This window comes from Candidatus Thiothrix phosphatis, assembly GCF_035668035.1.
Taxonomy (GTDB): Bacteria; Pseudomonadota; Gammaproteobacteria; order Thiotrichales; family Thiotrichaceae; genus Thiothrix; species Thiothrix phosphatis.
Genome location: NZ_JAYMYJ010000125.1, coordinates 18,457 through 39,101, shown reverse-complemented (window position 1 = coordinate 39,101; position 20,645 = coordinate 18,457). Strand labels below are relative to the sequence as shown.

18 protein-coding genes are annotated in these 20,645 nt (G+C 55.8%); 5 read left to right on the top strand and 13 right to left on the bottom strand.

The annotated features are described in order from the left end of the window. Positions 1 to 83: 83 nt before the first annotated feature. Together VSS37_RS14590 and murU are read left to right on the top strand one after the other, a co-directional pair. Positions 84 to 1,091, top strand: coding sequence for an aminoglycoside phosphotransferase family protein (locus VSS37_RS14590; protein ID WP_324696398.1), 1,008 nt, complete (start codon positions 84 to 86; stop codon positions 1,089 to 1,091). Positions 1,092 to 1,096: 5 nt separating this feature from the next. Beyond that, the gene (gene murU / locus VSS37_RS14585) at positions 1,097 to 1,765 is read left to right on the top strand and encodes an N-acetylmuramate alpha-1-phosphate uridylyltransferase MurU (protein WP_324696397.1); all 669 of its coding nucleotides are present in this window, start codon (positions 1,097 to 1,099) and stop codon (positions 1,763 to 1,765) included. Here the strand turns inward: murU and VSS37_RS14580 are convergent. The 6 genes from VSS37_RS14580 to VSS37_RS14555 form a co-directional block, all read right to left on the bottom strand. Beyond that, complete coding sequence (locus VSS37_RS14580) at positions 1,757 to 3,889, bottom strand: mechanosensitive ion channel domain-containing protein (RefSeq protein ID WP_324696394.1); 2,133 nt, start codon at positions 3,887 to 3,889, stop codon at positions 1,757 to 1,759. The genes murU and VSS37_RS14580 overlap by 9 nt on opposite strands. An 8-nt stretch (positions 3,890 to 3,897) precedes the next feature. Continuing rightward, positions 3,898 to 4,449, bottom strand: coding sequence for an isopentenyl-diphosphate Delta-isomerase (idi, locus tag VSS37_RS14575; RefSeq protein WP_324696392.1), 552 nt, complete (start codon positions 4,447 to 4,449; stop codon positions 3,898 to 3,900). Positions 4,450 to 4,455: 6 nt separating this feature from the next. Further along, positions 4,456 to 5,439, bottom strand: coding sequence for a GTP cyclohydrolase FolE2 (gene folE2 / locus VSS37_RS14570; protein ID WP_324696391.1), 984 nt, complete (start codon positions 5,437 to 5,439; stop codon positions 4,456 to 4,458). A 122-nt stretch (positions 5,440 to 5,561) separates the two neighbouring features. After that, positions 5,562 to 6,053, bottom strand: a complete 492-nt coding sequence (gene mreD, locus VSS37_RS14565; protein ID WP_324696390.1) for a rod shape-determining protein MreD — start codon at positions 6,051 to 6,053, stop codon at positions 5,562 to 5,564. Next, positions 6,043 to 6,939 (bottom strand): rod shape-determining protein MreC, encoded by an 897-nt coding sequence (gene mreC / locus VSS37_RS14560; protein WP_324696421.1) that lies wholly within the window; start codon positions 6,937 to 6,939, stop codon positions 6,043 to 6,045. Before mreC ends, mreD begins: the two co-directional genes overlap by 11 nt. 42 nt (positions 6,940 to 6,981) lie before the next feature. Next, entirely contained in the window at positions 6,982 to 8,028 is a 1,047-nt protein-coding gene (locus tag VSS37_RS14555) for a rod shape-determining protein (protein WP_324696388.1), read from the bottom strand. A 249-nt stretch (positions 8,029 to 8,277) separates the two neighbouring features. Between VSS37_RS14555 and hslO the strand changes: the two genes are divergently transcribed. The 3 genes from hslO to VSS37_RS14540 are packed head-to-tail and all read left to right on the top strand — an operon-like array spanning position 8,278 to position 10,524. Then, the gene (gene hslO / locus VSS37_RS14550) at positions 8,278 to 9,141 is read left to right on the top strand and encodes an Hsp33 family molecular chaperone HslO (RefSeq protein ID WP_324696387.1); all 864 of its coding nucleotides are present in this window, start codon (positions 8,278 to 8,280) and stop codon (positions 9,139 to 9,141) included. Between the two features lie 34 nt (positions 9,142 to 9,175). After that, a complete protein-coding gene (locus tag VSS37_RS14545) occupies positions 9,176 to 9,760 on the top strand; it encodes an NAD(P)H-dependent oxidoreductase (RefSeq protein ID WP_324696386.1) in 585 nt (194 codons plus the stop codon). Next, complete coding sequence (locus VSS37_RS14540; RefSeq protein WP_324696385.1) at positions 9,754 to 10,524, top strand: alpha/beta fold hydrolase; 771 nt, start codon at positions 9,754 to 9,756, stop codon at positions 10,522 to 10,524. The genes VSS37_RS14545 and VSS37_RS14540 overlap by 7 nt, the downstream gene beginning before the upstream one ends. On the opposite strand, the gene VSS37_RS14535 is transcribed toward VSS37_RS14540, so the two are convergent. The 7 genes from VSS37_RS14535 to VSS37_RS14505 form a co-directional block, all read right to left on the bottom strand. Then, a complete protein-coding gene (locus VSS37_RS14535; protein ID WP_324696384.1) occupies positions 10,521 to 11,327 on the bottom strand; it encodes a hypothetical protein in 807 nt (268 codons plus the stop codon). The genes VSS37_RS14540 and VSS37_RS14535 overlap by 4 nt on opposite strands. A gap of 321 nt (positions 11,328 to 11,648) precedes the next feature. Beyond that, positions 11,649 to 12,386 (bottom strand): hypothetical protein, encoded by a 738-nt coding sequence (locus VSS37_RS14530; RefSeq protein ID WP_324696382.1) that lies wholly within the window; start codon positions 12,384 to 12,386, stop codon positions 11,649 to 11,651. A 411-nt stretch (positions 12,387 to 12,797) separates the two neighbouring features. Next, positions 12,798 to 13,580, bottom strand: coding sequence for a BPSS1780 family membrane protein (locus VSS37_RS14525; RefSeq protein ID WP_324696380.1), 783 nt, complete (start codon positions 13,578 to 13,580; stop codon positions 12,798 to 12,800). A gap of 54 nt (positions 13,581 to 13,634) precedes the next feature. Beyond that, complete coding sequence (gatC, locus tag VSS37_RS14520; RefSeq protein ID WP_324696378.1) at positions 13,635 to 13,922, bottom strand: Asp-tRNA(Asn)/Glu-tRNA(Gln) amidotransferase subunit GatC; 288 nt, start codon at positions 13,920 to 13,922, stop codon at positions 13,635 to 13,637. A 2-nt stretch (positions 13,923 to 13,924) separates the two neighbouring features. Next, on the bottom strand, positions 13,925 to 15,355 hold the full coding sequence (gatB, locus tag VSS37_RS14515) for an Asp-tRNA(Asn)/Glu-tRNA(Gln) amidotransferase subunit GatB (protein WP_324696377.1): 1,431 nt from the start codon (positions 15,353 to 15,355) through the stop codon (positions 13,925 to 13,927). A gap of 12 nt (positions 15,356 to 15,367) precedes the next feature. Beyond that, positions 15,368 to 16,846, bottom strand: a complete 1,479-nt coding sequence (gene gatA / locus VSS37_RS14510; protein WP_324696376.1) for an Asp-tRNA(Asn)/Glu-tRNA(Gln) amidotransferase subunit GatA — start codon at positions 16,844 to 16,846, stop codon at positions 15,368 to 15,370. Positions 16,847 to 16,936: 90 nt separating this feature from the next. Continuing rightward, a complete protein-coding gene (locus VSS37_RS14505; protein ID WP_324696375.1) occupies positions 16,937 to 20,581 on the bottom strand; it encodes a choice-of-anchor L domain-containing protein in 3,645 nt (1,214 codons plus the stop codon). Positions 20,582 to 20,645: the final 64 nt, after the last annotated feature.

Sequence of the window (20,645 nt, the reverse complement as noted above, 5' to 3'; positions counted from 1 at the left end):
CTTTATTATTCAATTTACAGAAAGCTTGTCGTGCTAGGATAACGCTTTTACGCCCAGCCACACGAGACAGGAAGGCCGCAGTTATGACACAGGATACACGTCTTGAGCAATTAACCCAGTGGGTCAACAGCCTTCCGGGCTGGGAACACGCCCTGCTGGAGCCTGCCTCAGCCGACGCCAGTTTCCGCCGTTACTTCCGCGCCCGTGGGACTGAAGGCTCCGCCATCTGCATGGATGCGCCGCCCGACAAGGAAAACACCCAGCCGTTTATCGACATTACCCACCGCTTGCAGGCAACCGGCGTACATGTCCCGCAACTGCTGGCACAAAACCTGCTGGACGGCTTCCTGCTGCTGGAAGATCTGGGCAGAATCAGCTACCTCAACCAACTCAACCTCGAAACCGCCAAGGACTTGTACGCTGACGCCCTGCAGGCGTTGCTCCAGCTACAGCAGGCCGATTGCGACCACTTGCCCGCCTACAATGAGCGCACCCTGCGCCAGGAAATGGAGCTGATGCCGGAATGGTTCCTGAAAAAGCATCTGGGCTTCAACAAAGCCGACATTCCGCACGAACTGCTCCGCCAAACATTTGATGTCCTGATCGAATCCGCCATTGGCCAACCCGCCAGCTTTGTCCACCGCGATTACCACAGCCGCAACCTGATGGTCACCCAGGAAAACAGCCCCGGCATTATCGACTATCAGGACGCGGTCATTGGCCCGACCACCTACGACCTAGTGTCACTGTTGCGCGATTGCTATATCGTCTGGCCGCAAAACGAAGTGGAATGGTGGGTGGACTGCTACCGCAAGGAGGCCATCGCCAACGGCATTTTGCCCCCTGTTGACCAGCACACCTACATGCACTGGTTCGACCTGATGGGCTTGCAACGCCATCTCAAGGTGCTGGGCATTTTCAGCCGCCTCAACTACCGTGACGGCAAACCCGAGTATCTGGGCGACCTGCCGCTGGTGTTGGGTTATGTGCTGGAAATCGGTTCCCGCCACCCTGAAACCAGCGAGCTGGTGGAATGGATGCGCAGCGTCGGCATTCCGGAACGCATCGGCGCTCTCCAAATTCCCAACTGACCTGTATGAAAGCCATGATCCTGGCCGCCGGACACGGCGTGCGCATGCGCCCACTGACAGACCATACCCCCAAACCCCTGCTCTCTGCGGGCGGCAAACCACTGATTGTCTGGCATATTGAAAAGCTTGCCCGAGCCGGTTTCCAGGAAATTGTCATCAACCTTGCGTGGCTGGGCTGGCAAATCCCGGAAGCGTTGGGCGACGGCTCACGTTGGGGTGTCAAGCTGCTTTATTCCGACGAACAGCAGGAAGGCGCACTGGAAACCGCCGGTGGCCTCATCAAGGCGCTGCCCCTGCTCGGCGATGAGCCATTCCTGGTGGTGAATGGCGATGTCTGGTGCGGCTACCCTTGCCTGCCTCATGCGCTTGCGGATGGCGACCTTGCCCACCTGGTGCTGGTCAATAACCCAGACCACAATCCGCAGGGTGACTTCTTTCTAGCCAATGAGCGAGTCTACAGTAGCGGCACGCCCTGCCATACCTTCAGCGGCATCGGTTATTACCACCCTCAACTGTTCAGCGGTTTGCCCCATGGCAAACGGCCTCTTGCCCCATTATTACGCGCGGCGATGGATGCGGGCCAAGTGAGTGGCGAATTGTTCACGGGCGACTGGCGCGACATCGGCACGCCGGAACGGTTGGCGGAATTGGACACGGAACTATCCCTACGTTGACGGCAGCGGCGGCTCTGGCCGGTTTTCCAGCCCAACGGTTGTACGAATATGCAGATCTCGCTGCGGGAATGGGATTTCGATGCCGTACTGGCTGAGTGAGGTGTCAATTTCCCAACAATAACAGGCATGGACAAAAGATGGACGCTTGACGGCATCCGGTGTCAGCCATACCACCAGCTCAAAATTCAGGGCGCTGTCGCCAAAACCAACCAACCAGACTTGCGGCGCACGGGTAGGGTGCTGAAGCGTGTAGGGAACCCGTTCAGCGGCTTCCAGCACCGCCTTGCGCACCAGCTCCTTGTCCGTGCCATAAGCCACGCCAAATGGCACCCGGATGCGCCGGTACGCCTCCCGCATCGTCCAATTGACCACCCGCCCGCTAACGAATTCGGAATTGGGCACCACGATGCTGATATTGTCATTGGTGGCGATGACAGTGCTGCGCACCCGCATTTCCCGCACGCCCCCCCGTGCACCCGACTCCAGCTCAACGAAATCGCCAATCTTCAGGCTCTTTTCGAACAGCATGATAATGCCGGAGACGAAATTATTGATGATGTTCTGCAGGCCGAAACCAATGCCGATACTGAGGGCGGTGGCGATCAGCGCGAACTTGCTAACATCAATGCCAATGGAAGACAGCCCAATCATGAAACCGAGAATCACGATGGCGTAATGCAGCACCCGGCGAACCACAAACAGCGAGCCGGTATATTCCTCACCTTGGCTGCGGGCGACTCGCCGCAGCATACCGCGCAGGATGGTCGAAACGATCCACGCCAGCAACAGAATGACCAAAAAACGCAGGATGCTGATCACCGTAATCGGTGTTTCATTGATCTCGAACAATGGCCTATGCAAGCTATCGAGCGAAAGTTGCACCACATTACCCGCTGTATCCGCCACAGCGGAAACCGCCGCCTTGGCACCGCCTTGAGATTTGAGGAGTTGCCTGCCCAGCAGATCCAACAACAGACGGTTGCGGGCAAGGCTTTTGTCCAATCCATCCAGCAGACCGAGGGTTTCATCCGCCAACGTGGCCACCTGCCTAACCAGTTTCCCTTCCTCACCCTGAGCGACAACCAGTTGGCCATCTGCCGCCCTCTCAGGCTCAAAACTCCCCTGCTGCCGCCAGCGTTGCAACTTTTCCGGCATCTGGATCAATTGTACGCGGGCGTCACGCAGAAACTCGCGCATATCCTTGAAACCCGAACCGAAGTCATTGGCCAGCAATTGCTCCAAATAGATTTGTGCTTGTAAATTCAACGCCTGAAATTGGGCACTGGCCTGTTGCGCTTGCAGATTCAACAGCTTTTGCACCAGCAGGCGGCTACGCGCTTGACCCTGCGGGGTGATGTCCGTCGCCGCCAATGACTCCAACTCCAGCGCATCGAGTTGCGATTGCAGGCTTCCCTCCTGCTGGCGCACCGCCGCCAATTGCTGGACAGCGCCTGCAACCACCTCCTGCGCCGCCGGTTGCAGATGACCGCTGGCGTCATTCAGGCCGCCTTGTAACGCAGCCGCCTCCTGTTTCAACGACTCCAGCGTCTCCTGGCGCAAGGCCTGTTCATTACGGAAACTCGCCAGCCGCAATTGCTGCGTGACCCATTCCAACGCCACCCCAATACGGGCAGGATCATTGTCCGGCAAATTTATATAGCGCAATTTGGTCTGTTGCAGGCCTGAGTCCAAGCCACTGATTTTTCTGTCAAGCTCACTCAATTGACTTTGTTTTGCCAGCAAATCGGACTTGAGCGCCTGCAACTGGTCATCAAGGCTGAACAGCTCTTCCAGATTATATTGGCCATGCACGGCAAGCGGTGCCGCAGATAGTTCAGGTGGGTTCTTTTTCTGCAAACCGGCAAGGTAAGTTTCTGCCGCCTGTTGCAATTCACTCCTGCGCATTTCCACATCAATGCCACGCAAACGCTCCACCTGCTTTAGCAGATCCCGCAAGCGTTGTTCCTGCTGATCGCCAGCCTGGCCGATATATTGCCACCAATCAGTGCTCAAATGTTGCAGGTCAGGAGGCGATGAGGAAGCGTTGACAGACAACGCCTCTTCCCCCCACCCATTCATGGCGAGCAGCAAACCGAGCAATAAACTGAAAAAGCGGCGGAACATCCGAAAAATTATAAGCCAGGCAAAGCAGCCGTATCCAGAAACCTGCTGACGGCCCCGCCTAACTGCGCCGTTTCCAGCTTGCACCAGGGCGAATAACGGCCAGCAGCGTCCTCCTTCAGCAAGCGCAGAAAATCCTCCCAACTTGCCCAGCGGGTAGCCGCCACTTCCTCAGGATTGGGGTCAGGCTCATCCTGGGTGCGCGCCAGCCATACCGGGCAAATTTCATTTTCCACCACGCCTTGGTACTCACAGCGGTAATGAAAATCCGGCAAGGCTTCATACAAACCATAGACTTGGATGTTCAATTCCACCCGAGTCCGCCGCTGGATGGCCTCAGCCACCGACTCACCCAAAGCCGGGTGCCCACAGCAGGAATTCGACCAGAACCCTGGCCAGGTCAGTTTGCCGAAGCTGCGCTGCTGCAACAGCAATTGCCCCGCCGGATTGAAAACAAAAACAGAAAAACCCCGATGTAACGGGGTTTGCAGGGTATGGGCCAAATGTTTGGGCATTGTGCCGACGACGACATTTTGCTCATTGACGAGAACAACTTTTTCCACGGCAAATCAGGTTGGATGAATATATTCCCGTGGATCATCACGATAGCCGCCTTCCACGCCTTTGACCACAATGGCGACAGCGTCATGGGCATGCAGGCTTTCCATATGGTTAACCCGCAACCAGAAATCGCGCACGGAAATATCATCGTTCAGGGCTGCTTTCAAACGGCGGGCCGCATCCTCACAGAACATCAAATTCGCGGCGTTCAGGCGGGCAAACTCCTGTTCGTCCTCCCGTTTGACCGTGGCCTGCACCGGCGTCTGCAAGGCAGCCTCCACCCGGTCGATCAAACTGGTTACAGGCAGATTACGCACCTTTTCCGCCAGCTTGACCTTGACCTGGGCGATGCTGCGCTGGCTGTGCGGCGTGGCGCGGATGCCATGGGTGGTGCCCAGCCAGTCGTAGACTGCGTTGGCGTCCACCAAAGAAGCACTTTGGCCAAACGTTTCGCGGAAACCTTCCTGGATCAACTGGCGCGCCAGCGCTGCCGAACACGGGCAAGTCGATGAATACGGCACTTCCACACTCAATTCGGTGTCGATCTGGCCATGGCGCAGGGTGGCCGCCACCTTGACCGGGTAGTTTTTCCAGCCGCTATTGTCGCTCAACAGGGAATTACGGCGTTCGAAATAATCAAAACGGCATTCCAGATAGGCCGCATCACTCAGGCCGCCATGCGTGTCAACAAACTGGCCGATGGTTTCACGCAGCACTTCCGGGGTCAGGTCATGCATGCCCAGAATATTGTCCAGCGCCACATACAGGCGGGACATGTGGATGCCCTTGCTGTTGGGGTCAATCAGATTGACATAAGCCTGCACCCTGGCCAGGGTCTGCACCCGCTCGCCACTGGGGCCGCGCAGGAAAACCGGCAACTCGATCTGGCTCATCCCCACCCAATTGAGCGTGCCTTTGGGGCCTGCGTGAGGTTGCTTGGCGACATCAGGCATCACGGCACAGGGCAATTGCTGGCAGGCGTTTATAGACATAATTTGCATTCCTCTTGATCAGGACAGGGCATTAATGGGGTCACCGTAGCAGAACTGCAAGAGGCGGGACAATTCACCTGCCATTCAACAGCAATTCTTATCCTGAATTGACAAAGCAGCCATTAAAGGGCTTTCCGCTGCACCTGAAAATATCCCAACAGGGAATGGTATACCGGCCAGATGACAATGCTGCTCGGCAGGGAGGCCCAGTACAGCCATCCGGCTGGGTTACTGCCGCCGGTGACATTCTGTATCCACAAATTAATCAGCATATACAGGCCAAGAATGGCAAACAGCAACGCCAGTTGCTGGAGAAAAGCTTCCGGCGTCATCCGCAAACTCAGGCGCACGGCGAGGTAACTCACCAGCACATAACCCAGCGCATGTTGCCCCAGCAGCGAACCATACAGGGAGTCCATCACCAGCCCGACGCAAAAAACCATGACCAAGCTCAAACGGTCGCGGATAATCAGTGCCCAATGCACCAGCGTCAAGGCTATCCATTCCGGACGCCAGAAAGACAGATACTCACCGACCGGAATGATGGACAAAATTGTAGCGATAACCAAGGTCAATAAAACAGCGCCAGGAAAACGGGGGTCTTTAACGGGCATTACGCTCCCCTTTTGCGGGTGGAGCCACAGTCACTTCTTTGACCGGCGGATCCGCTTCCTCTCCCGGCTTCTTCCAGACCAGCAACACTTCCCGCACGGCCTCGTAATCGACCACGGGTATCGCCCAAACCGTCGCAAACGGGTCACCCGGCTTGAATTCAACCCCCTTGGGCAACACCTTGGCAACCTGGAAGCCTGGTGGGAACAATCCGCCCAACCCGGACGAAACAAAAATGTCGCCTTCCTTGACTGTGCTGCTCGCGGGTAGGTTGCGGATTTCCATCGGCATCCCGCGCCCATGCCCATTGGCTAGGGCACGCTCTCCCGTGCGCTGGTTCCGCACCGGAATGGAGTGTTCACGATCAATCAGCTGCATTATCGTGGCGTTGATCGGCGTCACATTCACCACCTGGCCATAAATGCTGTTGCCATCCAACACCACCTGACTTTCGTACACGCCATCCCGCGTCCCCTTGTTTAGGGTCACCATGCCACGAACGGGATCTTGCGCAACTTTCAGGACTTCTGCCATGGAAAATGAATAACCTTCGCGCGGGGCTGCATTCAACATCGTCCGCAAACGTTGGTTTTCAGCCTGGATAGTGTTCATGTCCTGCTGCTGGGCGGCATAAATCTGCGCCTGCTGTTTGAGGACAGTGTTTTCTTCCGCCAGCTGTTTCTGCACGGCGAAAAAGCCGCTTGACTCCTTATAGAGGCTTTGCGGGAAGTCGACGCTTTTCAGCAATGGGTAAAGGATCATGGTGGAAAAGGTGCGGACAGGAGCCAAGGCCGCCGGATTACGGTTATCCACGGCCATCAGCACCAATGCGCCCAGTATCAGCACCATGAACCGGAATGAAAATCCCGGCGTGGCATGGTAGTTAATATCGTTAATGGCCGCCTCCGCTGTTCTACCAGGGTTTCATGGTCAGTCGGTGGCGAGGAAGTTGACGCCTTCTTCTTCCATGATCTCCAGAATCTTGCCGCCACCCCGGGCGACACAAGTCAGTGGATCGTCCGCAATCACAACCGGAATGCCAGTTTCCTCCATCAGCAAACGGTCAAGATCACGCAACAATGCGCCGCCCCCGGTCAGGACAATCCCACGGTCAGCCACGTCAGCAGCCAGTTCCGGCGGCGTTTGCTCCAGCGCAGTCTTGACGGCGCTGACAATGCCAAACAGCGGCTCTTGCAACGCCTCGAGAATTTCATTGCTGGTCAGGGTGAAACTGCGCGGCACGCCTTCGGAAAGATTGCGCCCCTTGACCTCGATTTCCAGCAATTCCTTGCCAGGGTAGGCGGAGCCGATTTCACATTTGATGCGCTCGGCAGTCGCTTCACCGATCAGCATGCCGTAATTGCGGCGCACATAGCTGATGATGGCCTCATCCAGCCGGTCACCACCGATACGCACGGATGCAGAGTAAACAATGCCGCGCAGTGACATGATAGCCACTTCGGAAGTGCCGCCGCCAATGTCCAGCACCATGGAGCCGACCGCTTCATCCACCGGGATGCCGGCACCGATCGCCGCCGCCATTGGCTCCTCAATCAGGTATACCTTGCGCGCGCCCGCGCCAAGCGCCGAATCCTTGATAGCGCGGCGCTCCACCTGGGTGGCGCCACAAGGAACACAGATCACCACTCGCGGGCTAGGGCGCAGAATACGACCCGCATCCACCTTGCGGATGAAGTGTTGCAGCATTTTTTCGGTATAGGTGAAGTCAGCGATCACGCCGTCCTTCATCGGGCGAATGGCGGTAATGTTTTCCGGTGTGCGGCCCAGCATTTTTTTGGCTTCAACGCCAACAGCCTCAATCGACTTGGGGCCGCCTGGGCCACGATCCTGGCGAATGGCGACAACGGATGGCTCATCCAGCACGATGCCTTTGCCTCGCATGTAAATCAGGGTATTGGCGGTGCCCAGGTCAATGGAAATATCATTGGAAAACAAACCTGAAAGGGCTCTGAACATAATCTGCTAAATCCGGCTTTTAAGCTAAGTAAATGAGGTACGCTAACACATCCAGGGTGCGTGTCGTTTTTGCATAAAAAGACCACCCTTGGGCGGCCCCAAAAATAATCCGCTAAATGTAGCAACCACGACCACTTTGGGCAAGCCGGGTAGTGTGATAAGTTCACGTTCCGGCCAAAACACGCGCCTTTTTACCAGATTAACCAAGGTTTAGAAAGCAGTTATCACACTAGGGACAAAATAGGCAATATGTCATCAGATACATTAAGACGTTTTATGCTGGAACGCGCCCATGTACGCGGCGAGTGGATACACCTTGACCAGACTTGGCAAGAAATGCTTGGCCGCACAACCTACCCGCAGTTTGTCAAAAACGTGCTGGGGGAAGCATTGACCGCCGCTGTCCTGCTGACCGCAACCATCAAACACAATGGTTCATTGACCCTGCAAATCCGCGGCGACGGCCCCATCCACCTGCTGGTCATCCAAGCGACAGCGCAGGGCGCGGTGCGCGGATTGGCCCGCTGGAGCCGGGAAGCTGACGCCGCCACCCTGCCCGCTTTGTTTGGCGAAGCGCAAATGGCCATCACCCTGGAGTCGCAGCACAATAACGAGCGTTACCAAAGCCTGATCCCTCTGGAAGGCGCGTCACTCAGCCAGGCGCTGGAAGCCTATTTCGCCCGTTCCGAACAGTTGCCCACCCGCCTGTGGCTGATGTCGGACGCAAGCACGGCGGCGGGAATCCTGCTGCAGCGCCTGCCGCAGGAGCAAACCACGATGGAAGACTGGGAGCGCACTTCCATCCTGCTGGACACCTTGACCAACGCTGAGCTGGCGCATCTGGAGCCGGAAGAAGTCCTGTTCCGCCTGTTCCATGAAGAGGATGTGCGCCTGTTTGACGGCAAGGACATCCACTTCCACTGCGGCTGCAACCGGGAAAAAGTGGACAACATGCTACGCTCCCTTGGCCAGGCGGAAGCCGAAGCAGTACTGGAAGAACAGGGAAAAATCGAGATTATTTGCGAATTCTGCAACGCCAGTTATACGCTGGACGCTGTTGATGTAGGACAATTGTTCAGGCCATCGATGCCAGGCAGCGACACCCTGCATTAAAGGACTTCCCCCATTACCGACAGAAGGAAACTTCATGCGCGTTTTGATTGTTTACGCCCATCCCAACCCCGCCAGCTTCAACCACGCCATGCTGGAGTCTTGCCAGCGCGGCCTGCTGGAAGGCGGCCACGAAGTTCGGATCAAGGATCTCTACGCTGAAAACTTCGACCCGGTGCTGCGGGCATCCGATTTGGCTGTCCTGCAAACCGGCTCCATTCCGGAAAAAATCCGTCATGAACAGGAAGGCCTGCTGTGGGCGGATGGATTGGTGTTCATTTACCCATTATGGTGGTTTGACCGCCCGGCCATCCTGAAAGGCTGGTTCGATCATGTGCTGACCAACGGCACTGCGTTCGAATACTCCCAGGAGGGCGTCAAAGGCTTGTTGCAACATCAACGCGCGTTAGTGCTGATCACCGCAGGCGGTTCGGAGGATTATTTCCGCAAAACCGACGCCGAACATTTGATTTACCGCCCGGTCACGGATGGCACACTGGCGTTTTGCGGCATCCAGGATGTTCGCCACAGCATCTACTACAATGTGCCTGCCCTGAGCGATACGGAACGGGCGGAAATTCTGGAGGCCATCGCCACCATGGGACGTAATTTCGCGTGCTGAACTATCAACTTCACGGTAAAGAAACAGACGGCGCGATGCCATTGGTGGTTTTGCATGGGCTGCTGGGTTCGTTGGACAATTGGTACACATTCTCCCGCAGCCAGACCGGCAAACGCAGCATACTGGCGGTGGATATGCGCAATCATGGCGGCTCGCCGCATGTGGAAGGCATGTCCTACCGGCAAATGGTGGATGATTTGCTGGAGCTGTTGGCGGCCTTGGGCATTGCCAACTTTGACCTGATGGGGCACTCCATGGGGGGGAAAGTTGCAATGGCGCTGGCCTTGCAGCAACCTGCCCTGATCCGACGTTTGCTGGTGGTGGACATTGCGCCGAAAGCCTACCCGCCGCGCCATCAGGCGCTGTTGCAGGCCATGCTGGCGATGCCATTGGCGGAAATCAACAGCCGCAAACAGGCGGATGAGTGGCTAACCCCTGTCGTCAAACACCCTTTCGAACGCGGCTTCCTGCTGAAAAATCTTGGCCGCAAGAAGGATGGCGACTTTTACTGGCAATGCAACCTGGCCGAAATCGCCCGCCATTACCTGAAAATTTCAGGCTTTCCCGCCGTTGACTCCACATGCCCCACGCCCGCGCTGTTCATCCATGGCAAACAGTCGGATTATGTGACAGAAGCGGATATGGAGTTGATCCGGCAGTATTTTCCGGCGGCAAGACTGGCGGCGATTGAAACTGCCGGGCATCTGCCCCATGTGCAGACGCCCGCTGAATTCACCGCACTGGTCGAAGGCTTTCTGGACTAGACCAGCAAACGGCGATAGGTGTTCACCCGGTTGGTCCAGCCAGCCAGCCAGCGGCGCTCATTACGCTCTGGCGGCGAATTCCGGATGCGGCGCTCCAGCACCCGCAGGGCGGCGTTGGCAAACTCGTGCAACGCCTGTTGGCCGGATTGGGTTGGGCGCATTTCTTCCAACACCTGCAACAACCCCCAGTTCTGGCCGTTATACCCGCCACTGCGGTTCAGGCCTTCACCCTTGAAATTGGTGTAGTCAATCAACGCATACCAGCCACCGGGCGTGTTGGCGACAGCATTCAGGTTCGCCGCCACCTGCGGGCGCAGACCATTGGAGGTGGTGCTAATCAGTTTCGGCATTGCGCGGCGGGTACGGTCGACAATGAATTGCGCCTGCAAGGTGCGGGTCTGGTAAAGGAAATTTTGCAACTCCTGCACCTGGGGGGTATTTTTTGCCTGCATTAATTGTCCACGGCTATACCAGGGAGCGCCGTTACGCGGCAGCCAAGCAGGGATTTGCGCACCATGCTCCTGCATGTAGTTCAGCAATTCCGGAAAAGTGCTGCCAAAGCGCCCAGTACGGCCTATCGGATACCAGGTGAAATGTCCGATGCCCATGGAGGCAAAATCCTCCCCTTCATTCCAGTGCACCAAGTTAGTGATGCTTCCGCCACCTTCATTCTTGAAAATTTGGTCGCCAATCGCCTGCAACTCAACAGGAGACAACTCCGGCATGCCGCCAGCATAATTACCTGAACGGCCAATATTTTGGGATGCAAAGTGGGAAGCATTTTGTGCTGCTGGATTCTGCATGGCGAACGCCTGTTGCGGATCCCCTGGGTACATTTGGTTTGTATGAGAAACCGCTGAGGCATGCGTGTTTCTGACAGACTGGGAGCTGGGGCTGCAAGCAGACAGGCCAATACTTGCAAGACCCGCCAGCAAGAGGGCGGCTTTTCTTTTCATTATTTGGTTTTCTCCCTATTATTTTTATTATTTGCCCACACGATTCGGGCAATAAGGTTATTGTTGTTTTTATTAGACTATAAGGGAAATTAGCCCGTCATGAAATTGCCACCCGACGAGCGCTACGATCAAACAAAATATGAAAAAAGTTTACCCATCAATGCTGTTTCAAACACCAGGATAGCGGTAAGTGTTAATCCGATTTGACCAGCCCGCCAGCCAACGCGCCTCATTACGGGCCGGTGGGGAATTACGCACCCTGCGCTCCAGCACACGAGTGGCCGCATCCGCAAACGAATGCAACGCCTGCTGCCCTGGCTGGACGGGTTGCATTTCTTCCAACACTTGCAGCAACCCCCAATTCTGGCCTTTGTAGCCACCGCTGATATTCAGGCCCTCACCTTTGAAGTTGACGTAATCCACCAACGCATACCAGCCACCCGGGGTATTGGCGATAGCATTCAAATTTTGGGCAACCCGCACACGGGAATGTTGTGGTGCCGTACTGACCAATTGCGGCATCGCCCGGCGGGCGCGTTCAACGATATAAGCCGCTTGCAACATGCGCGTTTGGTAGAGCATATTTTGCAGATCCTGCACCTGCCCGGTTTGCTTGGCGCGCATCAGTTCAGCCTTACTGCGCCATGGTGCCCCTTGATAGCGTGCTTGTTGCAACCAGATAGGCAGTTGTACGCCATTAGTTTGCAAGTACCCTAACATGTCAGGAAACGTATTCCCAAAGCTTTGCCGCCTGCCTGCCGGATACCAAGTGAAATGCCCAACCCCCATGGAGGCAAAATCCTCCCCTTCATTCCAATGCACCAGCTTGTTAGGATCGCCGCCACTTTCATTGGTGAAAATTCGGTCTGCAATCAAATGCAGTTCATTGAGAGACAGTTGCGGCACCTGTGTTTGACCGGCGAAAGCAGGGGTGGAGTAGGCAGACGCCTTCTGCGTGCCTTTTCTGTTATTCGCTTGGGATACCTTTGGAGTTTTAAGCTTGCCCTTATCCGCAACAGAGGTTTTGCCAAACAATAAATCCTCCGTCTCATCGCTTTCTTTGACGGAACTAACAGTTTGACTACAACCCGATACACTCAAAAAAATGCTCATGGCACAAAATGTCGCCAACGCCTGCATGCGCATGTCTACAGCCCCTCGATTAACCAGCCTTAGAAAAATTAATTAATTGGTGGTTACAAAGTACCTTCGAACAACTTTACCCATCCTTAATAAGTTATTTTAATCATAATCCATGAAGAAACAAAAACCCGCACGAAGCGGGTTTTTCACAATACTTAAAGCGTAGGAAATGGCTTACTGAATAAAAATTTTCCGGTAGGAAACATAAGAACTGGCGAACAACCAAGGCACAACCACCAGCAAGCCCAGCAACATGGGCAACGCCCCCAGAATGACCAGCAAAACGACCAGCAGCAAATAGAACATCAGCGGAAGAGGATTGCGCAGGCACCCCTTGAAACTCAGCAGCAATGACTGGAACACAGGCACATCATTGAGCGCCACCAGCTGGGTCGAAAACCAGAACAACATCATGACGAAAATCAGCAAAATGACCCCTACCGCAATCAGGCCGGTATTCAATCCGCTTAACAGATCCTCTGGCGTGACTGGCTTGCCTTGCAGGTTGTCCATATTCATGCCGACGAACACCCCTCCCAAAATAACACCGAACAGGAACATGATGCCCAGCGTCAAACCGCCCAGCCCAAGCAACGGCGTCAGCTTTTCCCTGAAACCTGCGAACAGGTGGTCAAAACGCAAGGGCTCCCCGCCCGCAACGCGACGCACGCCCAACAGGATGCCGCCGGTAAACACCGGCCCCAGCAGGGAGGATGCAATATCCCCAAGGAACGGAACCAGACCCATCACAAACTGGATGACGAACAAGACCAGCGTAATCATTATCCAGACACCGAGATTGCTTTTGACCATAGGCCAGCTTTCGGACAGCCATTCCAACGCCGACCCGGCGGAAACGGAACGGGGTTCAGCCAGCAAAGCCATACTGCCGACAGGTGCTGGCGGCGGCGTGACATCGGCTTTGGGCGGCTGGTAAGGATTGTTATTGTCGGTCATGCCAACATACTCCTGACAGGTTTATCCGGGATCATTGCATTACAGCGCCGAACGTCACTCAATGACTTTCGGCACCAGATAGAGGCCGTTTTCAACCTCCGGAGCCACCGCCTGATATTGCTCGCGGTGGTTGTTTTCGGTCACCACATCCTCACGCAGACGCTGGGCCATGTCGAGCGGATGCGCCATCGGTTCGACCCCGGCAGTGTCAACCGCCTGCAACTGGCCGACCAGTTTGAGGATATTGGAAAGGTTGCGCACATAACCTTCCAGTTGCTCATCCGGCACCGCCAGACGCGCCAGATGGGCGACTTTTTTCACTTCTTCAGCAGAAATTGACATGTTCAGCCCTCCAGCTTTTTCTTGAGGATGTCGTTCAGGGCAGCGGGGTTGGCCTTGCCTTTGGACGCTTTCATCGCCTGGCCGACGAAGAAGCCGAACAGCTTGTCCTTGCCGCTGCGGTATTCTTCCACCTGCTTCGGATTGTTGGCGATGATCTCATCGATCACAGCTTCAATCGCACTGGTGTCGGTGATCTGCTTCAAGCCTTTCCTGCCGATCACCTCATCGGCGGAACCTTCGCCATCCCACATCGCGGCAAAAACGTCACGGGCGATCTTGTTGGAAAGCGTGTTGTCCTGGATGCGCTTGAGCAGTTCAACCAAGGCATCGCTGCTGACCGGGGAGGCGGCAATTTCCAACCCGTTGTCCGCCAGCGCCTTGCTGACTTCGCCGATCACCCAGTTGGCGGCCAGCTTGGCGTCATTGCAGCCGCTGGCGACCGCTTCAAAATACCCGGCGACCTCACGGTTCTGGGTCAGCAACTCGGCGTCGTAATGGCTCAAGCCGAACGCATCCATGAAACGTTGCATCCTGACATGCGGCAGTTCCGGCAAAGTGGCGCGCACCGCTGCGATGTCTTCCGCCGTGATCGCGACCGGCAGCAAATCCGGGTCGGGGAAGTAACGGTAGTCGTTGGCGTCTTCCTTGCCGCGCATGGAGCGGGTTTCGTCACGATCCGGGTCATACAGGCGGGTTTCCTGCACGACCTTGCCGCCGGACTCCAGCAGGTCAATCTGGCGCCCAACTTCGTAATTGATGGCGCGCTCGATAAACTTGAAGGAGTTCAGGTTCTTGATTTCCGCACGGGTGCCGAACGGCTGGCCGGGGCGGCGCACCGACACGTTGGCGTCGCAGCGGAACGAGCCTTCCTGCATATTGCCGTCGCACACGCCGAGGTAACGCACCAGCACATGCAACTTTTTCAGGTAGGCGACGGCCTCTTTTGCCGAACGCATATCCGGCTCGGAAACAATTTCCAGCAGCGGCGTACCGGCGCGGTTGAGGTCAATGCCGGTTTTGCCGTGGAAATCTTCGTGCAGGGATTTGCCTGCATCTTCTTCCAGATGCGCGCGGGTAATGCCGATACGCTTGGCGCCGCCATCTTCCAACTCAATATCGAGATGGCCGTTGGCGACCACAGGTAGCTCGTACTGGCTGATCTGGTAGCCTTTCGGCAAGTCAGGGTAGAAATAGTTTTTGCGGGCGAAGATGGATTTTGGCGCAATCTGCGCGTCAATCGCCAAGCCTAAGCGGATCGCCATTTCCACCGCTTTCTTGTTCAGCACTGGCAACACACCCGGCATACCGAGGTCGACCAAGTTGGCTTGCGTGTTCGGCTCTGCGCCATAGGCAATCGATGAGCCGGAAAAAATCTTTGAATTGGTGGAAAGCTGGGCGTGAACTTCCAGGCCAATGACGGTTTCCCATTCCATATGCTTCCCTCCTTACGCGAATTTGGCTGGCAAACGGGTATGCCAATCAGTCCAAGATTGGTACTGATGCGCAATATTCAACATGCGCGCTTCCTCAAAATAATTGCCAACCAGTTGTATGCCGACCGGCAGGCCATCCGCAGCGAAACCAATCGGGAAGGTCATGCCGGGCAAGCCTGCCAGACTAACTGGGATGGTGTAGAGGTCTTCGAGGTACATCGCAATCGGGTCGTCCTTCTTCGCGCCAAGGCCGAAAGCGGTGGTGGGGCAGGATGGCCCCATGATCACATCCACCTCGGCAAACGCGGTTTCGAAGTCCTGTTTGATCAGGCGGCGCACTTGTTGCGCCTTCAGGTAATAGGCGTCGTAGTAGCCCGCAGACAACGCGTAAGTGCCGATCATAATGCGGCGTTTGACTTCCGCGCCAAAGCCTTCCCAACGGCTGCGTTCGTACAGGTCGGTCAGGTCTTTGGGGTCTGCGCAACGGTGGCCGAAGCGCACGCCGTCGAAGCGTGACAGGTTGGAGGAGCATTCCGCCGGAGCAACCACGTAATAAACCGGCACCGCCAGATGGCTGTTGGGCAGGGATACTTCCTTGATGATCGCGCCTTTGGCCTGGAATTCCTTGATCGCGCGGTCGATGACATCGCCTACCTGCGGAGCCAGCCCTTCGGCGAAAAACTCTTTTGGCAGGCCGATTTTCAGGCCTTCGATGGAACCGTTCAAACTGGCGGTGTAATCAGGCACCGGCAGATCGACACTGGTGGAGTCACGGCTATCCAGCCCGGCTATCACATTCAGGGTAATCGCGCAGTCTTCCGCAGACGGGGCCATCGGCCCGCATTGGTCAAGGCTGGAGGCAAACGCAATCATGCCGAAGCGGGAAATGCGCCCGTAGGTCGGCTTGATGCCGGTGATATTGCAGAATGACGCAGGTTGACGGATGGAGCCGCCGGTATCAGTGCCCAGCGTCATTGGAGCCAGCCGCGCCGCAATGCTCGCCGCGCCGCCGCCGGAACTGCCGCCCGGCACTTTGCTGGTATCCCAAGGGTTGCGCACATTGCCGAATGCAGAGGTTTCATTGGAGGAACCCATGGCGAACTCGTCCATATTGTTCTTGCCGAGCAATACGCCGCCCGCCGCTTTCAGCTTTTCCGCCACATGCGCGTCATAAGGTGAAACGAAATTGCGCAGCATATTGGAAGCGCAGGTCGTCAACACGCCTTCCGAACAGAATAGGTCTTTCAGCGAGTAGGGGACGCCCGCCAACGGGCCGGACAACTCACCCTTGCGGATGCGGTTGTCAACCGCTACCGCCTGCGCCCTGGCGGACTCACGGGTGACGGTGATGTAAGCGTTCAGTTCAGGGTTGAAGCGTTCGATACGGTCAAGATAGGCGTCGGTCGCCTCCATGACTGAAAATGCGCCTGATTGCACCCCGTCGCGGATGCCCTTGAGCGACAGGGTGTGGATGGAATCAGCCTGGGACATGGTTTCTCCGTTTATGCGGCTTTATGATTTCGGTAACAAACGGCTTACTATAGTCAAGCCGTCTGCTGCTGGCAACCGCACAACAAAGCATCAAAGCGGTGAGCCGCCACGGACGATGAAGTTCGCGCTGAAAGTGGTATTGCCCGGATGCAACAGAATATTGCCCAACAGCAAATTAATGTCGTTGCCAGGGCCGGTGTAAACAGTCATGCCATCTTGGTTGAAGTCGGTGGAATAATAGCCCCGTAACTTATAGGAAGTGTTGACCGCCTTGTTTTCCGGTGCCACCAGGACTGCCCCCAACAACACGCTGGAGTCGCTGCCAGGCCCGTTGGCGATAATGGTGTTGCTGTTGTTGGTGTCCCCCACCCACATGAGGGAGACGCCATTGCTCTCCAAACGCGCATCACTCCCATAGGTTCTGGTGGCCGAGAGCGTGAAATCCACTGTGAGCGGGTTGCCCCGACTGATGGAAACCGGCGTTGCAGTCGTCACCGCCAGATGGTTACGGTGGCGGACCATCACATAATAGAGGCCATCCGCTGCGTTCATAATCGGCAAAACCGGGGAGCCGGTCGCCGCGTCAACCACGTCGCCATTGCTCTGCAACAAACCTGCCGCCGCCGCCCGGCGTTTGCTGGGGTCAAGGGCATCCCGCAACTCCACCAGCACCCAATCGATAGGCGCATTCTCTCCGGTGGCCGCCAGCACGGATGCCGCCGCCGTTTCCGTCCCCTTGTAATCAAACGGCGACAAAATATCAGAGGATGCGGCGTAACCAAATGCCGTTTTAAGCTCACCGTAGGGCTGTAACGTCGGCAGTAGGTTCATACTATGGAGTTGGCTCGACATGCGCTTGGTGGTAGAGCTATACACCCCTTGCAGGAAAACCCTCACCTTGATATTCACATACGGTATGTCATCAAGGTTCTGCACATTAATTGTCAGTGTTTGGGTAATGTTTAAACCACCATTATCGGCTGCCTTGACAATCACCGTATAAATATTGTCCTTGTTGCCGTCCTGCGGCTTTTCATAATCTGGCGCAGCAATAAACTCCAGCAGGCCTGATGTGGCGTTGATCTTAAACAGTGCCGCATCCTCCCCGCCGCTGATGCTGTAGGTGACGACATCGCCATTCGGGTCAGACGCCGACACCACTGTCACCATCGCCTGGTTTTCCGGCACGTCGATGCTGGCAGTTGCCGCCCCGCCATTGCTGCTGATAACAGGCGGCAGGTTTTCAAACACATCCGACACCACAATATTCAACGTCTGCGTCACGGCTTGCGAACCATCACTGGCCGACACCGTCACCACATAAATATTGTCCTTGTTGCCGTCTTGCGGCTTTTCGTAATCCGGCGCAACCGCAAAACTGAGGGTTCCACCGCTGCTGATCTGGAACAGGGCTGCATCCGCCCCTCCACTGATGCTATAGGTGACCGGGTCACCATCAGCATCCGTGGCCGTTACGACAGTCGCCAGCCGCTGGTTTTCCGGCACACTCAAGGTGGAGGCTGTCCCGCCGCTGTCACTGATGATGGTCGGTGCCGTGTTTTCCTTGACATCGGTCACCGTCACAAACAGCAATTGGCTGCTTTCGAACTCGCCACCGCCCGCAATCACCGTCACAATGTAGATATTGTCCTGATTGGCGTCTTTAGGATTTTCATAGTCCGGCGGCTTGATGAAAGCCAACTTGCCGCTGTTGGTGTTGATCTGGAACAGGCTTTCATCCGCAGTCGTGCCCAGCCGGTAAACAATGGCGGTCCCGCCGGAAACAGACGCGGTTACGGTTGTCACCGCCTGCTGGTTTTCCGGCACGCTGATATTGGCCGTTGCCCCACCACCATTGCTGGTGATCTTGGGGGCAGACCCTTCCGCCACATTGAGCATCTGCACATTAATGAGCTGGGTGTCCGACAGGGAGCCATCACTGACCGTCACCTCCACTTGATAAACATTGTCCTTGTTGTTGTCCCCCGGCTTCTCATAATCCGGCGCGGCGATAAAAGTGAGCCGTCCAGTACCGGAGGTTATGCTGAACATATCGGCATCATCCCCGCCGCTGATACTGAACTTCAACGTATCGCCATTGGCATCAGTGGCTGTCACCTTGGTCACCGAGGTCAGGTTCTCATTCATACTGATGTTGGCGGTCGCCCCACCTCCATCGCTGGTGATCACTGGTGCCGTGTTCTCCTTGATATTATTGATCTGTACTGTCAGCGTCTGCGTATCGGACAGATTGCCGTCGCTTGCTGTCACTTTGACTTCATAGAAATTGTTCTTGTCCGCATCAGTGGGTGCCTCATAATCCGGCGCGGAAACAAATGTCAACACACCCGTCGTCGCATTAATGCTGAAACGGGCTGCATCTGCCCCACCCGTAATGCGGTAGGTGATGGCCTGACCTTCCGGGTCAACCGCCTTGACTGTCGTGACCGCAGTCTGTTCTTCATCGACCAACACGTAAGCGGTTGCATTGCCCCCATTGCTGGTGATGTCCGGTGGCTGATTGGCGGGTTTGTCAACCGGGTAAAGGCTAACGCTGGCAGTGTCATCTTCCCCCGGATGGCTGCTGCGGTTGAATGGCGTTGAATCCGGATCTTCATTAAACGCAAACTGAATTTCCCCGCTGATGGTGTAACTGCTGGCAGTTCCAACCTTGCCCCGAATTTTCAGCGTCTTCGAACCATTGGCAGGAATGGTGCCAGCATCCCAAAGCCCTGTGGATGCATTGTAACTTCCGTTGGAATCATCGTTGACCCAAGCCAAACCAGCTGGCCATTCCAACCCCACCTGCACCAAGCTGGTCGAAGCGGAAGATGAATTCTTGACCGTATAGGAAATCTCAACTTCGCTGTTCCAAGCCGGAGAAGAGATACTTGCACTTGCCTGCAAGGAAAGGTCAACCGGCTCGGATTTGGTGCTTGTCAACCACTTGAAAAGTGCGCCGGAGTCATAGGCTGGGTCGCCAGCATCCGCCAGCGCCAGTTTAATGTGGTAACTCTGCCCTGCGGTCAAGCCAGCCAGCGAAGCCGTAATCGGTTTGGTGTAGCCATCTAATTGCGTCAGCGCGCTGCCACCCCCATTGCCATTATCGACAAAATAAGCTGTATTTTTTAAATTACATGAAGTGCCGTCGGCTTGGGATCCAGGGCTACCGCCATTGACATTGTTTACCGCAATGGCGTCCCCACTCTCTGGCATAAAAGCGGCGTTCCTGACACCGTTCAGCCCCGGCCCGGAGACAAATAAGCCAAAGGCGTCATTGAAACGGCTGCAAACATATTCCGGATACTCATCCGAACCAAACGCAAACACGAAATTGACCCGGTCGCCTTGCGGCACGATGTCAAATTCAATAATCGCCGGATCATATTTCGCGTTGGAACTGAGACGTGTCAAATCCGGGTCGGCATACACTACCCCGGTATTGTGGGAATAAGCAGCAGAAATGTTAGGGCCTTGCAAGCTGCCAACATTACCTGTGTCAACAAATACGCCCGCCTCAACGCCCACAATCGCCTTGCCACCGGTAAAAACACCAAACTGCTGGGTAACGCCATGAGTGACAGCGAGATTGCTGACTGATAATCCTGGCCCATCTAGAACGCTACTGATTTGGGCAGCACTTGCATTTGGATTATACAGCACATCTGCCTGTACCGATGCAGCGAACAAAAACAGCAGCAACGGTGCTCCTCTTGCCAGTGCAGAAATAATCATGATTGCCCCTTCCACTTTATTGTTATTTTGCAAAGCCCTGCTCGTTCACCCAGCGTCATCCATG